13 protein-coding genes are annotated in these 14,999 nt (G+C 75.1%); 12 read left to right on the top strand and 1 reads right to left on the bottom strand.

Annotation, left to right across the window (positions count from 1 at the left end; all coding sequences use genetic code 11):
* The first annotated feature begins 106 nt into the window (after window positions 1–106).
* From ruvC to ACOACO_RS12545, 9 genes are all read left to right on the top strand, one after another.
* Window positions 107–721, top strand: a complete 615-nt coding sequence (gene ruvC / locus ACOACO_RS12585; RefSeq protein ID WP_420296617.1) for a crossover junction endodeoxyribonuclease RuvC — start codon at window positions 107–109, stop codon at window positions 719–721.
* Window positions 718–1,320, top strand: a complete 603-nt coding sequence (ruvA, locus tag ACOACO_RS12580; RefSeq protein ID WP_420296616.1) for a Holliday junction branch migration protein RuvA — start codon at window positions 718–720, stop codon at window positions 1,318–1,320. Before ruvC ends, ruvA begins: the two co-directional genes overlap by 4 nt.
* Before the next feature lie 70 nt (window positions 1,321–1,390).
* Window positions 1,391–2,428, top strand: a complete 1,038-nt coding sequence (gene ruvB / locus ACOACO_RS12575; protein ID WP_420297235.1) for a Holliday junction branch migration DNA helicase RuvB — start codon at window positions 1,391–1,393, stop codon at window positions 2,426–2,428.
* A 127-nt stretch (window positions 2,429–2,555) separates the two neighbouring features.
* Window positions 2,556–2,891 (top strand): preprotein translocase subunit YajC, encoded by a 336-nt coding sequence (yajC, locus tag ACOACO_RS12570; RefSeq protein ID WP_420296615.1) that lies wholly within the window; start codon window positions 2,556–2,558, stop codon window positions 2,889–2,891.
* Window positions 2,892–2,894: 3 nt separating this feature from the next.
* The gene (locus ACOACO_RS12565; protein ID WP_420296614.1) at window positions 2,895–5,714 is read left to right on the top strand and encodes a hypothetical protein; all 2,820 of its coding nucleotides are present in this window, start codon (window positions 2,895–2,897) and stop codon (window positions 5,712–5,714) included.
* A 26-nt stretch (window positions 5,715–5,740) separates the two neighbouring features.
* The gene (locus ACOACO_RS12560; protein ID WP_420296613.1) at window positions 5,741–6,376 is read left to right on the top strand and encodes an adenine phosphoribosyltransferase; all 636 of its coding nucleotides are present in this window, start codon (window positions 5,741–5,743) and stop codon (window positions 6,374–6,376) included.
* Between the two features lie 385 nt (window positions 6,377–6,761).
* Window positions 6,762–8,999, top strand: coding sequence for a RelA/SpoT family protein (locus tag ACOACO_RS12555; protein WP_420297234.1), 2,238 nt, complete (start codon window positions 6,762–6,764; stop codon window positions 8,997–8,999).
* A gap of 103 nt (window positions 9,000–9,102) precedes the next feature.
* The gene (locus tag ACOACO_RS12550; RefSeq protein ID WP_420296612.1) at window positions 9,103–9,279 is read left to right on the top strand and encodes a hypothetical protein; all 177 of its coding nucleotides are present in this window, start codon (window positions 9,103–9,105) and stop codon (window positions 9,277–9,279) included.
* Between the two features lie 10 nt (window positions 9,280–9,289).
* Entirely contained in the window at window positions 9,290–9,472 is a 183-nt protein-coding gene (locus ACOACO_RS12545; RefSeq protein ID WP_420296611.1) for a hypothetical protein, read from the top strand.
* A 112-nt stretch (window positions 9,473–9,584) separates the two neighbouring features.
* Here the strand turns inward: ACOACO_RS12545 and ACOACO_RS12540 are convergent, their stop codons facing one another.
* A complete protein-coding gene (locus tag ACOACO_RS12540) occupies window positions 9,585–10,811 on the bottom strand; it encodes a DUF349 domain-containing protein (protein WP_420296610.1) in 1,227 nt (408 codons plus the stop codon).
* Window positions 10,812–10,968: 157 nt separating this feature from the next.
* On the opposite strand from ACOACO_RS12540, the gene ACOACO_RS12535 reads away from it, so the two are divergent.
* Genes ACOACO_RS12535 through aspS form a run of 3 tightly spaced genes read left to right on the top strand, consistent with a single transcriptional unit; the run spans window position 10,969 to window position 14,913 of the window.
* Window positions 10,969–11,700, top strand: coding sequence for an MBL fold metallo-hydrolase (locus tag ACOACO_RS12535; RefSeq protein WP_420296609.1), 732 nt, complete (start codon window positions 10,969–10,971; stop codon window positions 11,698–11,700).
* 19 nt (window positions 11,701–11,719) lie between these two features.
* The gene (hisS, locus tag ACOACO_RS12530) at window positions 11,720–13,111 is read left to right on the top strand and encodes a histidine--tRNA ligase (protein ID WP_420296608.1); all 1,392 of its coding nucleotides are present in this window, start codon (window positions 11,720–11,722) and stop codon (window positions 13,109–13,111) included.
* Window positions 13,108–14,913, top strand: coding sequence for an aspartate--tRNA ligase (gene aspS / locus ACOACO_RS12525; protein WP_420296607.1), 1,806 nt, complete (start codon window positions 13,108–13,110; stop codon window positions 14,911–14,913). Before hisS ends, aspS begins: the two co-directional genes overlap by 4 nt.
* Window positions 14,914–14,999 lie beyond the last annotated feature (86 nt).

Here is a 14,999-nt window from a genome sequence, read left to right as displayed (position 1 = left end):
CCGACGGTGCGGCGGCGCGTCGCCGCACCTCCGCTCCGCCCGCGGGCTACGGTGGCGCGCTAGAACACACGTTCGACACCACCACCTCGCGTCGGGAGGACCACGGATGCGCGTGCTCGGGATCGACCCCGGCCTCACCCGTTGCGGCATGGGCGTCGTCGAGGGCAGCGTCGGTCGACCGCTGACCCTGGTCGACGTCAACGTGCTGCGCACCACGGCCACCGAGCCCGTCCCGGTCCGGCTCGTGACGATCGAGAAGGGCGTCGAGGCCTGGATCGAGGAGCACCGGCCCGACGTCGTCGCCATCGAGCGGGTCTTCGCCCGCTCGGACGTCAGCACGGTCATGGGCACCGCCCAGGCCAGCGGCATCGCCATGGTCGTCGCCGCCCGCCGGGGCATCCCCGTCGCGCTCCACACGCCCAGCGAGGTCAAGGCCGCGGTCTCCGGCAGCGGCCGCGCCACCAAGGCGCAGGTGGGCGCGATGGTCACCCGCATCCTGCGCCTCACCGAGATGCCGAAGCCCGCCGACGCCGCCGACGCCCTGGCCCTCGCCGTCACCCACATCTGGCGCGGCGGCGCGCAGGACCGTCTCGAGGCCGCCGTGGCCGGGGCGCGGGCGACCACGCGGGCCCCGGCCCGGGGGACCGCCACGGGCGCCACCAGCACGACCGCACCGAACCGGTACGCCGCGGCCGTCGCCGCCCACGGGAGGAAGAGATGATCGCGTTCGTCCGCGGCGAGGTCGCCACGGTCGGTCTGACCAGCGCCGTCCTGGAGGTCGGCGGCATCGGCGTCGAGCTGCTGTGCGCCCCCGCGACGCTGGCCACCCTGCGCCGCGGCGAGCGCGCCACGCTGGCGTCGAGCCTCGTCGTGCGCGAGGACTCGCTGACCCTCTTCGGGTTCGTCGACGACGACGAGAAGCAGGTCTTCGAGCTGGTGCAGACCGCGTCGGGGGTCGGGCCCAAGCTGGCCCAGGCCATGCTCGCCGTGCTGCGGCCCGACGACCTGCGCCGCGCCGTGGCCGACGAGGACGTCAAGACGCTCACGCGGGTGCCCGGGATCGGCCAGAAGGGCGCGCAGCGGATCATCCTCGAGCTGAAGGACCGCATCGGCGCCCCCGGCACGGCGGTCGCGCCGGGCCAGCCGGTCGTCGCCCCCGGTGACGCGTGGCGCGCGCCGGTGCACAGCGGCCTCGTCGGGCTCGGCTGGTCGGCGAAGGAGGCCGACCGCGCCGTCGACGCGGTGGCCCCCGAGGCCGGTGACGTCCCCGACGTGGGCGCGCTGCTGCGCGCCGCGCTGCGCACGCTGAGCAAGGCCTGACGTGGGCGACGAGCACCTCGAGGGGTACGACGACCACCTCAGCGCCGCGGAAGAGGCCCACCTCCGCACCCTGACGGCGGCCGAGGCCGAGGGCGACGAGCGGGCCGTCGAGGCCGCGCTGCGCCCCCGCACGCTCGACGAGGTCGTCGGGCAGGTGCGCGTGCGCGAGCAGCTCGGCCTGGTGCTCGAGGCCGCGCGGCGGCGGGGCCGCACGCCGGACCACGTGCTGCTCTCCGGTCCGCCGGGGCTGGGCAAGACGACCCTGGCCATGATCATCGCCGCCGAGATGTCGGCGCCGCTGCGCCTGACCAGCGGCCCCGCCATCACCCACGCCGGCGACCTGGCCGCCATCCTCTCGGGCATGAACGAGGGCGACGTCCTCTTCGTCGACGAGATCCACCGGATGTCGCGCCCGGCGGAGGAGATGCTCTACATGGCGATGGAGGACTTCCGGGTCGACGTCGTCGTCGGCAAGGGCCCGGGCGCCACCGCCATCCCGCTCGAGATCCCGCCGTTCACCCTGGTCGGCGCGACCACCCGCGCGGGGCTGCTGCCGGGCCCGCTGCGCGACCGGTTCGGGTTCACCGCCCACCTCGAGTTCTACGAGCCCGAGGACCTCGACCGCATCGTCCGCCGCTCCGCCGGGCTGCTCGGCACGACGTTGGAGGACGCCGGGTCCGCCGAGATCGCCGGCCGTTCGCGCGGCACCCCGCGCATCGCGAACCGGCTGCTGCGCCGGGTGCGCGACTTCGCCCAGGTCCGCGCCGACGGCGTCGTCACCCGCGACGTGGCCCGCGCCGCGCTCGACCTCTACGAGGTCGACGCCTCGGGCCTCGACCGGCTCGACCGGGCCGTGCTCGACGCCCTGTGCCGCCGCTTCGGCGGGGGACCGGTGGGCGTCTCCACGCTCGCCGTCGCCGTCGGCGAGGAGCGCGAGACGGTCGAGGAGGTCGCCGAGCCCTTCCTCGTGCGCTCCGGGCTGCTGGCCCGCACGCCCCGGGGCCGGGTCGCCACCACGGCGGCCTGGGCGCACCTCGGGCTCGCGGTGCCCGCGTCGTACGACGGACCCGGCGCCCGCGGCGCCGACGCCCCGCTCTTCGACGATTGAGCTGCACCCACCGGCGACCGGCCGACGACGGGCGCCGCGCGGGCCCGGGGACCGGCCGGCGGGCTAGGATCGCGGAGGTCGCTCGCGCGGCCGGTCCCTGTCGTCGACGCCGAAGAGATGTCGCCTCGTGTACGAGCTGCTGTTCCTCGCCCTGCTGTTCCTGCTCTTCTGGTTCCTCATGATCCGTCCGGCGCAGCGTCGCCAGAAGGCGCAGCTGGAGCTCCAGAGCTCGCTCCGGGTCGGCGACGAGGTGATGCTCACCAGCGGGGTCTTCGGGGTCCTGCGCGAGGTGGGGGACGGCGAGCGCGTGCGCGTCGAACTCGCCCCCGGCACCGTCGTCGAGGTCGTGCGCGCCGCCGTCGCGGTCGTCGTCACGGACGAGGAGACCTCCCTCCCGGCCGACGCGGCCGACCCGACCGCGGACACCGCGGTCGACCTCGACAAGCGGGCCGACGGGGCCTGACCGGTGGCCGGGGGACGCGCCACCACCCACGGCAGGGCGATCGTCCTCCACGTCCTGCTCGTCGCCACCGCCCTCGGCGTGGTGGCACTGACCGCCAGCTGGGCGCCCCGGTGGGGCGTCGACGTGCTGGCCGGCACCCGCGTGGTGGTCGTCCCGACCACCGAGGACGCCTCCGCCGACGCGCTCGACGCCACTGCCGAGGTGCTGGAGGCGCGCGCCCGTGACGCGGGCGCGCCCGGCGCGACGGCACGCCGCCGCAGCGACGGCGCCCTGCTCGTCACCCTGCCCGGGCGGCCCGACGAGCGGGTCGTCGACGCGCTGCGCTCGACGGGCCAGGTGGGGCTGCGCGCGGTCGTCGCCCGGCAGGGCGCGGACCCGGCCGCCTCCGGCACGTCGCCCGGACCCGGCGGCGTCGACCTCGCCGCGCTCCCCACGACCGGCGACTCGGCCGTGGCGTGGACCCGGTCGCCCGACCCGGCCTGGGTGGCCGCGCTCCCGTCGTACCGCTGCGGTGACGACATCGGCCCCGTCGCCGCCGACCAGCCGCTGCTCGCCTGCGACGCGGACGGCACGACGTACCTGCTCGGGCCGGCCCTCGCGGCCGGCGACACCGTCACGGGCGCCGCGGCCGAGCTGCGGGAGGCACCTGCCGGCGACGACGTCGAGCCCGGCACGCCCGGCGGGGCGGATGCTCCGGGCGACGGCGCCGAGGGGCTCGGGGACGAGCCCGCGGCCGGCGACGAGGTGCCCGGCGACCCGGGCCCCGGCGAGGAGGCGCCCGGCGACGACGCGCCCGAGGGCGGGGCGCAGGAGGACGGGACCGGGGGCGGCGACGCACCCGTGGACCCCGACGCCGAGTTCGGCGACGACCCCGCCGACGGCAACTTCGTGCCCGGCGGGCAGGAGCCGGTGCTCGACGGCGGCCGCTGGGGCGTCCGCGTGGCGCTCGAGCCCGGGGCCGCGGACGGCGTCGCGACGCTGGCGGCGCTGAGCGCCCCGGACGACGAGACCGGGGGTGGGGAGGCCACCGACGGCGCCGGCGACACCGGCGACACCGCGGGTGGGGGAGCCCCGTCGGGAACCGACGCCACCGACCCGACCGGCCCCGGTGCGGACGCGGACGTCCCGCAGGTCGCCCTCGCCATCGACGGCGACGTCGTCGCCGTCTCCGACCTCACCGAGCCCGCGGACGGCGCCGTGCTCGTCGGCCGGCTCGACCAGCCCGACGCGGAGGCCGCCGCCGAGCGGGTGCGCGCCGGGGCCCTCCCGGTCGCGGTCGACCACGTCGACGTCATCCGGCTCGGCTCGACCCTCGACCGCGACGAGGGCGCGCACGGCGCGCTGGCGGCCGGTCTCGGGCTCCTCCTCGCCGCCGCGGTCGTCGGGGCCGTCGCCCGTCGGCGGGCGGTGCTGCCGCTGGTCGCGACGGCCGGCACGGCGGCCCTCGTCGTACCCCTGCTGCTCCTCGCCGACCAGGTCGTCGGCCTGCCGTTGACCCTCCCGGTGGCCGTGGCCGTGGCCGGCACCCTGCCCGTCGTGCCGCTGCTCGCGGCCGGGGTGCTCGTCGCCGGGGAGCGTGAGGCCCCGGGACGCACACCGGCCGCGGCCGCCGAGCGCGGCGGCGCCGAGGCGTGGCGCCGCTGGTGGCCCTGCGTCGCCGCCGGCGTGGTGGGTGCGGGCGCGGTGCGCCTCGTGGCCGGGGGCGAGCTGGGCGACGTGGCCGTGGCTGTCGGCGTCGTGCTCGGTGCCGCGCTCCTCAGCGGGCTCCTGCTCGTCCGTCCCCTCGCCGTGGTCCTCGCCGAGCGTCGCGGCTCGGTGGCGCCCGCCGGGACAGCCGGGGACGGGGAGACCGGCGGGACCGGCGAGCCGGGCACACCGGTCACCACTCCAGCCGTCACCTCGGCCGTCACCCCGGCCGTCACCTCGGGCTCCACGGTCGCCCACCGGGTCGTCGTCGGCCTCCTCGTCGCCGCGGCGGTCGTGGCGGCGGTCGGTCTCGCGCTGCGAGGCGTCGCCTCCGACCCCGCGTTCACGGCCGGGGAGGAGCACCTCGTCGCGGTCGTGGGGGATCCCGTCGACGCGCGGTCGGCCGTGCGGGACGCGGCCCGGGGGAGCGGCGTGCCCGTCTCCTCGGTGCGGACCGCCGGTGAGGGCGCCGTGCTCGTCACGACGCCGCGCCTCTCCGCCGCCGAGCGCACCTCCCTGACGGCCGACCTGGCCGCGCTGCCCGTCACCGAGGGCGGTGGGGTCTCCTCGGCCGGCTTCCGGGCCGCGGGCTCGCCGTTGGCCTGGGTCGGCGCGGGCGCCCTCGTGCTGGCCGCGCTGCTGGCCGGGCTCGCCCTGACCCGGGGCCTGCTGGCCTGGTCGGTGCGCGCCGTGGGCGTCGTCGTGGCGGCCACCGCCCTCGCCCTGCTGACCGGCACCGGGCTCGCCGCCTGGGTGGGCGTGACGGCCTCGCCCGCGACGCTCGCCGCCCTGCTGGCCGTCGCCGTCACGGCGGTCGTCGCGCACGTCGCCGTCGTGACCGGGCGCGGTGTCGTCGACTGGTGGCGCCGCTACGCCGAGGCCGCCGTGCTCGCGCTGGTGCCACTGGTCGGCGTCGTGCTCGCGGCGCCCTCGGTGCGGGGACCGTTCCTCGTCGTGGCCGCCGGCCTGCTGGTCGCCGCCACGACGGCCGTGCTGCTCGCCCCGACCCGTCTCATGGCCCCGCCGCCGCTGCCGCCCGTGGCTGGTCCCACCTCGGGTACGGCGGGTACGGCGGGTACAGCGGGTACGGCGCGTGCCGCGGGCGCTGCGCCACGCCGTACCGTGTCGACGCCCTGACCCACCACGAACGGAGACCGAGGCCGATGGCCCCGACGAACCCCACCACGTCCCCCGCGCCGGACGCGTCGGGCATCCCGGGCACCCCGGGCGTGCCCGCGTCCGGCTCGGTCGAGGGACGCCGCGCCGCCGCCGCGGAGGCCGTGCGCACGTTCCTCGTCGACGTGCCCGACTTCCCGCAGCCCGGCGTGGTGTTCAAGGACGTGACGCCGCTGCTGGCCGACCCGGCGGCGTTCGGGACCGTCGTGGCGGCCCTGGCGGACGTCGGCCGCGGACCCGACGGGGCGCCGGTCGTGGACAAGGTCGTCGGCATGGAGGCGCGCGGGTTCCTGTTCGGCACGCCGGTCGCCCAGGCGCTCGGGGTGGGGTTCGTCCCCGTGCGCAAGCCCGGGAAGCTGCCCCGCGCCACCCACGAGGTCGACTACGACCTCGAGTACGGGTCCACCTCGCTCGCGCTGCACGTCGACGCCCTCGCGCCGGGTGACCGCGTGCTGGTCGTCGACGACGTCCTCGCCACCGGGGGCACGGCCGCCGCGACGCGCACGCTCGTCGAGCGCTGCGGGGCGCACGTGGTCGGTGTCGCGCTGCTCCTCGAGCTCACCTTCCTGCCCGGCAGGGCCGCGGTGGACGGCGTGCCGGTGACGGCGCTGCTGCAGGTCTGAGACCAGCCGACCGCTGCCCGCGCGCCGCGACCGGCGTGGTCCTAGACTCACGAGGGTGAGCGACGAGCAGGGGAGCCGTGCGGAGCCCCGGACACGTGTGCCCGTCGCCGAGGCGCCTCCCGCGGACCCGTCGGTGGAGCCGACCGAGGACGCCGGCGCCGCGTCTCGGGCGGACGCGCCGCTGATCCCGGCTGCGCCGGAGCGCCCCGCGCCCGACCGCCCGGCGCCCGATCGCCCGGCGCCCGATCGCCCGGCGCCTGATCGCCCAGCGGTCGGGGCCGTCCCCGCCACGAGCCAGCGCTCGCGTCGCCTGGCCCGCTCGGGCGACCCGCTCCCGGTCCCCGGCGGCACCCGCTCGACCGAGTCCGTCACGTCCGCCCGCAGCATGCGGGCCCGCCTCGCCCGCATCGGCACCCGCAGCCAGCCCGGCACGAACCCGGTCCTCGACCCGCTGTTCCGCGCGGTGCGGGCCAACCACCCGAAGGCCGACCTCGCCCTGCTGGAGCGCGCCTACGTGACGGCCGAGCGCCTGCACGGCACGCAGATGCGCAAGAGCGGCGACCCCTACATCACCCACCCGCTCGCCGTGACGACCATCCTGGCCGAGATCGGCATGACGGAGCCGACGCTCGTCGCGGCCCTGCTCCACGACACGGTCGAGGACACGCCGTACACGCTCGACGAGCTGCGCGCCGACTTCGGCGACGAGGTCGCCGTGCTGGTCGACGGCGTCACGAAGCTCGACAAGGTGCAGTACGGCGACTCGGCCCAGGCCGAGACGATCCGCAAGATGATCGTCGCGATGTCGCGCGACATCCGCGTGCTCGTCATCAAGCTCGCCGACCGGCTGCACAACATGCGCACGCTGCGCTACGTCAAGCAGGAGACGCAGGAGCGCAAGGCCCGCGAGACCCTCGACATCTTCGCGCCGCTGGCCCACCGCCTCGGCATGAACACGCTCAAGTGGGAGCTCGAGGACCTGGCGTTCGCGACCCTGCACCCGAAGATCTACGACGAGATCGTGCGCCTCGTGGCCGACCGTGCGCCGTCGCGCGACCAGTTCCTCGCCGAGGTGATCGCGCGGGTGACGTCGGACCTGAAGGAAGCGCGGATCAAGGCGACCGTCACGGGACGCCCGAAGCACTACTACTCGATCTACCAGAAGATGATCGTCGGCGGCCGGGAGTTCTCCGACATCTACGACCTCGTCGGGATCCGCGTGCTCGTCGAGGACGACCGCGACTGCTACACCGTGATGGGTGCCGTCCACCAGCGCTGGAACCCGGTGCTGGGCCGGTTCAAGGACTACATCGCGATGCCGAAGTTCAACATGTACCAGTCGCTGCACACGACGGTCATCGGCCCGCAGGGCAAGCCCGTCGAGATCCAGATCCGCACCTACGCCATGCACAAGCGGGCGGAGTACGGCGTCGCGGCCCACTGGAAGTACAAGGAGGACGGCCGCGCCGGCGTCGACACCGACCGGCTGGCCGAGCGCGACGACATGGCGTGGGTCCGCCAGCTGCTCGACTGGCAGAGCGAGGTGGAGGACCCTGGGGAGTTCCTCGACTCGCTGCGCTACGAGATCAACCAGGCCGAGGTCTACGTCTTCACCCCGCGCGGCGACGTCATCGCGCTCCCGACCGGGGCGACGCCCGTCGACTTCGCCTATGCCGTGCACACCGAGGTCGGCCACCACACGATCGGCGCGCGCGTCAACGGCCGCCTTGTCCCGCTGGAGTCCACGCTCGACAACGGCGACGTCGTCGAGGTCTTCACCTCCAAGGCCCCCAACGCCGGCCCGTCGCACGACTGGCTGGGCTTCGTGCGCTCCCCGCGCGCCCGCTCGAAGATCCGCGCCTGGTTCACCAAGGAGCGGCGCGAGGAGGCCATCGAGCGCGGCAAGGAGCAGCTGGCCAAGCTCATGCGCAAGGAGGGCCTGCCGCTCAAGCGGCTCATGTCCGCCGAGTCGCTGACCGAGGTCGCGGTCCACTTCAAGCTCGCCGACATCACCGCGCTGTACGCCGCGGTCGGCGAGGGCAACCTCTCGGCCCAGACCGTCGTACGACGCGTGATCGACCTCCACGGCGGCGAGGAGGGCGCCCGGGAGGACGCGGCCGAGGGCGTCACCATCACCTCGCCGCGCCGCCGACGCGCCGCCACCCCCACCTCGACCGACTCCGGCGTCATCGTGCGCGGGGCCGCCGACGTGTGGGTCAAGCTCGCCAAGTGCTGCACCCCTGTGCCGCCGGACCCGATCCTCGGGTTCGTCACGAAGGGCGGCGGTGTCTCGGTGCACCGCAAGACGTGCACGAACGCCGACAACCTGCTGTCGCAGCCCCAGCGCCTCGTCGAGGTGGAGTGGGCGCCGACCGCCCAGTCGACCTTCCTCGTCAACATCCAGGTCGAGGCGCTCGACCGGGCCCGCCTGCTCTCCGACATCACCATGGTGCTGTCGGACCAGCACGTGAACATCCTCAGCGCCTCGCTGAGCACGACCCGCGACCGCGTGGCCAAGAGCAAGTTCACGTTCGAGATGGCCGACGCCAAGCACCTCGACACCGTGCTGCGGGCCGTGCGCACCGTGCCGGGCGTCTTCGACGCCTACCGCCTGACGCAGTAGGGCGCCACTGACCAGGCGACCGGGGGCGACGCATCCGACCAGGGGCGGATCGCACGGCCGACGAGCTCGGCGGCTCCTCGAGCCGCGATCTAGGCTGCCGGTCATGCGGCCCCTGTTCTGGACCCTGCTGGGCGTGCTCGTCGTGTCCGCGGTCCTGACCTCGATCGCGCTGCTCGGAGGGCTGTGGTGGACGGCAGCCGGTGGCGCGTTCACGGCCGTCGGGGCCGGGAGCAGCATGTTCGAGCTGTGGCGGACCGGCAGGGCGCGACGCCCCGACTAGGGTGGCCGCCGTGCACGCCTCACCGCGCACCCTGGTCGTGCTCTGCGTCCTGTGGGTGGTCATGATCCCGGTCGCCCTGCTGCTCGACGCCCCGTGGACGGCGGCCCTGGCGGTGTGGATGCTGCTGGTGAGCGGCGTCAGCGCGTGGCGCCGGCGTCCCGACACGACAGGGCACCGAGCGGAAGCCGACTGACGGGTCGGGCGCCACCGACCACCAGCCCCAGCAGACGAGCGAGGCCCGGCCCCGCACCGGTGAGGTGCGGGACCGGGCCTCGGTCGCGGGTGCTCGGTGAGGAGCCGGCCGCTCAGCCGAAGTCGGCGGAGGCGCGGCGCGCGGCGTCGAGGAACATCTGGCGCGACGCCAGGTTGCCCTCGAGGTCGGCGACCTTCTTCGCGTCGCCGGCCGCCCGGGCCTTCTCGAGGTCGGCCTCGACCTCGGCGATGGCGGCCTCGAGCTTGACGATGACGTCGTTGGCGCGCGCCGACTTCTCGGGGTCCGAGCGCTTCCACTGCTCGTCCTCGACGCCGCGGATGGCCTGCTCGACCTTGCGCATGCGGCCCTCGAGCTCCTTGACGCGGTCGCGCGGCACCTTGCCGGCCGCGTCCCAGCGGTCGGCGAGGTCGCGGAACGCGCGCTTGGCGGCGTCGAGGTCCTCGACGGGCAGGAGCGCCTCGGCCTCGGCGAGGATCTGCTCCTTCACCTCGGCGTTGCCGGCGAACTCGGCGTCGAGCGCGCTGTTCGCCGCGTCGCGGGCCCCGAAGAACGTGTCCTGCGCGCCACGGAATCGGCGCCACAGCGCCTCGTCCACGTCGCGCGGAGCCGGGCCGGCGGCCTTCCACTCGCGCATGAGGTCGCGGTAGCGGCCCGCGGTCGGGCCCCAGTCGGTCGACGTCGACAGCGCCTCGGCCTCGGTGGCCAGGCGCTCCTTGACCGCGCGGGCGGAGTCACGCTGCTCGTTGAGCTGCGAGAAGTGCGCCTTGCGACGACGGGTGTAGGTCGTGCGGGCGCCCGAGAAGCGGCGCCACAGGGTGTCGTCCGAGGCACGGTCGAGGCGGGGGAGCGCCTTCCACTCCTCGAGCAGGTCGCGCAGGCGGTTGGCGCCGTTGCGCCAGTCGTTGCCCGCGGCCAGCTCCTCGGCGGCGGCGGCGATGCGCTCCTTCTCGACGCGGGCGGCCGCGACGCGCTCGGCGCGCTCGGCCTTCTTCGCCTCGCGCTGCGAGTCGACCGCACCCGTGAGGCCGTCGACCCGGGCCAGCAGGCCCTCGAGGTCGCCCACGGCGTTCGCCCCCGCCACGCTGGCCCGCACCTTCGCCACGGACGCGGCGGCGTCCTCGGGGCTGAGCACGCCGCTGCCGATGCGCTTCTCCAGCAGCTCGACCTCGAAGCTGAGCGCGTCGAAGCGGTCGGTGAAGAACTTCAGGGCCTCGTCGGGTGACCCCGCCGGGTACTGCCCGACGGAACGCTCACCCTCGGAGGTGCGCACGTACACCGTGCCGTCCTCGTCGACCCGACCCCAGTCCTGACCCGTCACGTGGTCGTCCTCTTCTCGCTACCCGATGGCCTCGCTCCGGGCGCGCTGGTCGCGCGCACGGCTGTCCGGGGCACATGCTAGTCATCCCCACCCCCCCGCGTGGGGCGGCGTGCCCGCCGACGTGCGGCGCGCCGTACCCGCTCGGTAGTGTGCCGGAGTGTTCATCGCCGGATTCCCCGCAGGTGCCTGGGGCACGAACTGCTACGTCGTGGCCACGGGCAAGGGCACGGAGTGCGTCGTCGTCGACCCCGGGCAGGACGCCACGGCAGGGGTCGAGCAGGTCGTCGCCGAGAACCGCCTGAAGCCGGTCGCGGTGCTGCTGACCCACGGGCACATCGACCACATGTGGTCGGTCACGCCGGTGGCCGGCGCCTACGACGCGACGGCCTGGATCCACCCCCGCGACCGCCACCTGCTGACCGACCCGATGGCGGGCATCAGCAAGGAGAGCGCCGCGATGCTGCTGGGCGGGCGCCACGAGTTCGTCGAGCCCGACGACGTCGCCGAGCTCTCCGACGGCCAGGAGCTGGAGCTCGCCGGCCTGCGCTTCGTCGTCGACCACACCCCCGGCCACACCGAGGGCTCGGTCACCTTCCGCACGCCGTACGGCGCGGGGCAGGGCGAGCCCGACGTCTCCGAGGTCATGTTCGCGGGCGACCTGCTCTTCGCGGGCTCGATCGGGCGCACCGACCTGCCCGGCGGCGACCACGCCACGATGCTGCGCACCCTCAGCTCGAAGGTGCTCCCGCTCGCGGACGACATCGTGGTGCTGCCCGGGCACGGCGAGCAGACCTCCATCGGCCGCGAGCGCGCGACCAACCCCTTCCTCCGCGACCTGATCGAGACCGGCCGCGAGGGCGACGCCGGTCGCGTCGACCGCGGCCTGTGACCGAGAGAGCCAGCCACCCATGAGCAAGCCCACCCCGCTGAGCGGGTTCCCCGAGCTGCTGCCCGCCCAGCGGGTCGTCGAGCAGCAGGTGATCGACACGCTGCGCAGCACCTTCGAGCTCCACGGCTTCGCCGGCATCGAGACCCGTGCCGTCGAGCCGATGGACCAGCTGCTGCGCAAGGGCGACACCTCCAAGGAGGTCTACGTCCTGCGCCGCCTCCAGGAGGAGGACGGCGGCCGCGACGCCGGCATCGGCCTCCACTTCGACCTGACGGTCCCCTTCGCCCGCTACGTGCTCGAGAACGCCGGCAAGCTCGACTTCCCGTTCCGGCGCTACCAGGTGCAGAAGGTGTGGCGCGGCGAGCGTCCCCAGGACGGGCGCTACCGCGAGTTCACGCAGGCCGACATCGACGTCATCGGCCGCGACGAGCTGCCCTTCCACCACGACGTCGAGGTCACCCGCGTCATGCTCGACGCGCTGCGCCGCCTGGCCGACCCCGGCTCCATCGGGCTGCCCGGCTTCCGGCTGCAGGTCAACAACCGCAAGCTCATCCAGGGCTTCTACGCGGGCCTCGGCCTCGCCGACACCGACGAGGTCATGCGCCTCGTCGACAAGCTCGACAAGGTGCCGGCCGAGCGGGTGCGCGAGATGCTCGTCGCCGACGCCGGGGCGACGCCGGAGCAGGCGGACGCGTGCCTGCGCCTGGCGACCATCCGCACCGACGACGACGGCTTCGTGGAGCGGGTGCGCGCCCTCGGCGTCACCCACCCGCTGCTGGAGGAGGGCCTCGACGAGCTGGCCACGCTGGTGCGCGCCGCCGCGCCGCTGGCCGGCGGGAAGGTCCGCATCACCGCCGACCTGTCGATCGCCCGCGGGTTGGACTACTACACGGGAACCGTCTTCGAGACCCGCCTCGACGGCTACGAGTCGATGGGCTCGATCTGCTCCGGCGGCCGCTACGACGCGCTCGCCTCTGACGGGCGCACGACGTACCCCGGGGTGGGCATCTCGCTCGGCGTCTCGCGCGTGCTCGTGCCGCTGCTGTCCCGCGGCGTCGTGCGCGGCAGCCGCTCGGTGCCCAGCGCCGTGCTCGTGGCCCTCGTCGACGAGGGCTCCCGCCCGGCCGCCGACGCGGTGGCCGCCGCCCTGCGCGCCCGCGGCATCCCCTGCGAGGTCGCCCCGAGCGCCGCGAAGTTCGGCAAGCAGATCCGCTACGCCGACCGCCGCGGCATCCCGTTCGTCTGGTTCCCCCAGGACGACGGCAGCCACCAGGTCAAGGACATCCGCGACGGGAACCAGGTGGACGCCGACCCCTCCACCTGGGCACCCTCGCCCGAGGACCTGCGCCCGCAGGTGCTCACCGACGCACCCGACCGCCCCGCCCCCCAGCCCCAGGAGAAGACCCCGTGATCCGCACCCATGACGCCGGCGCCCTGCGCCCGGCGCACGTAGGCCAGACCGTCACCCTCGCCGGGTGGGTGGCCAAGCGGCGCGATCACGGCGGCGTGGCGTTCCTCGACCTGCGCGAGGCCAGCGGCGTCGCCCAGGTCGTCGTGCGCGACGAGGAGGTCGCCGGCGGCCTGCGCAACGAGTACTGCGTGAAGGTGACGGGCGAGGTCGCCCTGCGCCCCGAGGGCAACGCCAACCCGAACCTCGCCTCCGGCGAGATCGAGGTCATCGCGACCGACGTCGAGGTGCTGAGCGCCGCGGCGCCGCTGCCGTTCCCGATCGACGACCACGTCGACGTGGGGGAGGAGGCGCGCCTGCGCCACCGCTACCTCGACCTGCGCCGCACCGGCCCGGGTCGCGCCCTGCGCCTGCGCAGCGAGGTCAACAAGGCCGCCCGCGAGGTGCTCGCCGGTCACGACTTCGTCGAGATCGAGACGCCGACGCTGACCCGCTCCACCCCCGAGGGCGCCCGCGACTTCCTCGTGCCCGCCCGCCTGCAGCCGGGCAGCTGGTACGCGCTGCCGCAGAGCCCGCAGCTGTTCAAGCAGCTGCTGATGGTCGCCGGCATGGAGCGCTACTACCAGCTCGCCCGCTGCTACCGCGACGAGGACTTCCGCGCCGACCGGCAGCCGGAGTTCACCCAGCTCGACATCGAGATGAGCTTCGTCGAGCAGGACGACGTCATCCGCCTCGCCGAGGAGATCGTGTCGGCGCTGTGGGCCCTCGTCGGGTACGACGTGCCCACGCCGCTGCCCCGCATGACGTACGCCGAGGCGATGGCCCGCTACGGCTCCGACAAGCCCGACCTGCGGATGGGCCTCGAGCTCGTCGAGTGCACGGAGTACTTCAAGGACACGACGTTCCGCGTCTTCCAGGCCGAGTACGTCGGCGCCGTCGTCATGCCCGGCGGCGCCTCGCAGCCGCGCAAGCAGCTCGACGCCTGGCAGGAGTGGGCCAAGCAGCGCGGCGCCAAGGGTCTCGCCTACGTGCTGGTGCAGGAGGACGGCGAGCTGACCGGCCCCGTCGCCAAGAACCTCTCCGACACCGAGAAGGCCGGCCTGGCCGCCCACATCGGTGCCGCGCCCGGCGACTGCGTGTTCTTCGCGGCCGGCGCGCCCAAGAGCAGCCGCGCGCTGCTCGGCGCCGCCCGCCTCGAGATCGGCCGCCGCGGCGGTCTCATCGACGAGTCGGCGTGGAGCTTCCTCTGGGTCGTCGACGCGCCGCTGTTCGAGCCCGCCGGCGACGCCGTGGCGAGCGGTGACGTCGCGGTCGGCTCGGGCGCCTGGACGGCCGTGCACCACGCCTTCACCTCGCCCCAGGACGTCGAGACCTTCGACCAGCAGCCGGGCGAGGCGCTCGCCTGGGCCTACGACATCGTCTGCAACGGCAACGAGATCGGCGGCGGCTCGATCCGTATCCACCGCGAGGACGTGCAGAAGCGCGTGTTCGCCCTCATGGGCCTCGACGAGGCGGAGGCGCAGGAGAAGTTCGGCTTCCTGCTCGAGGCGTTCAAGTACGGCGCGCCCCCGCACGGCGGCATCGCCTTCGGCTGGGACCGCATCGTGTCGCTGCTCGCCGGCGTCGACTCGATCCGCGAGGTCATCGCCTTCCCCAAGTCGGGCGGCGGGTTCGACCCGCTGACCGCCGCGCCCGCGCCGATCACGCCCGCGCAGCGCAAGGAGGCCGGCGTCGACGCCAAGCCCGTCGTGAAGGCGGAGGCGGGCGCCGCTGCGGCAACGGACCCGGCGAACGCCCAGGGCTGAGCCCGGCCCCCGGCTCGGTCCGGACGCACCGACGGGCCGTCGCCACCACCCTCCCGGGGTGGGGCGGCGGCCCGTCGTCGTCCGTG

The organism is Nocardioides sp. CPCC 205120 (assembly GCF_048654585.1).
Classification (GTDB): Bacteria; Actinomycetota; Actinomycetes; order Propionibacteriales; family Nocardioidaceae; genus Nocardioides.
Note: the sequence above shows the minus strand (reverse complement) of the source record. Positions and strands in the feature narration are given on the sequence as shown.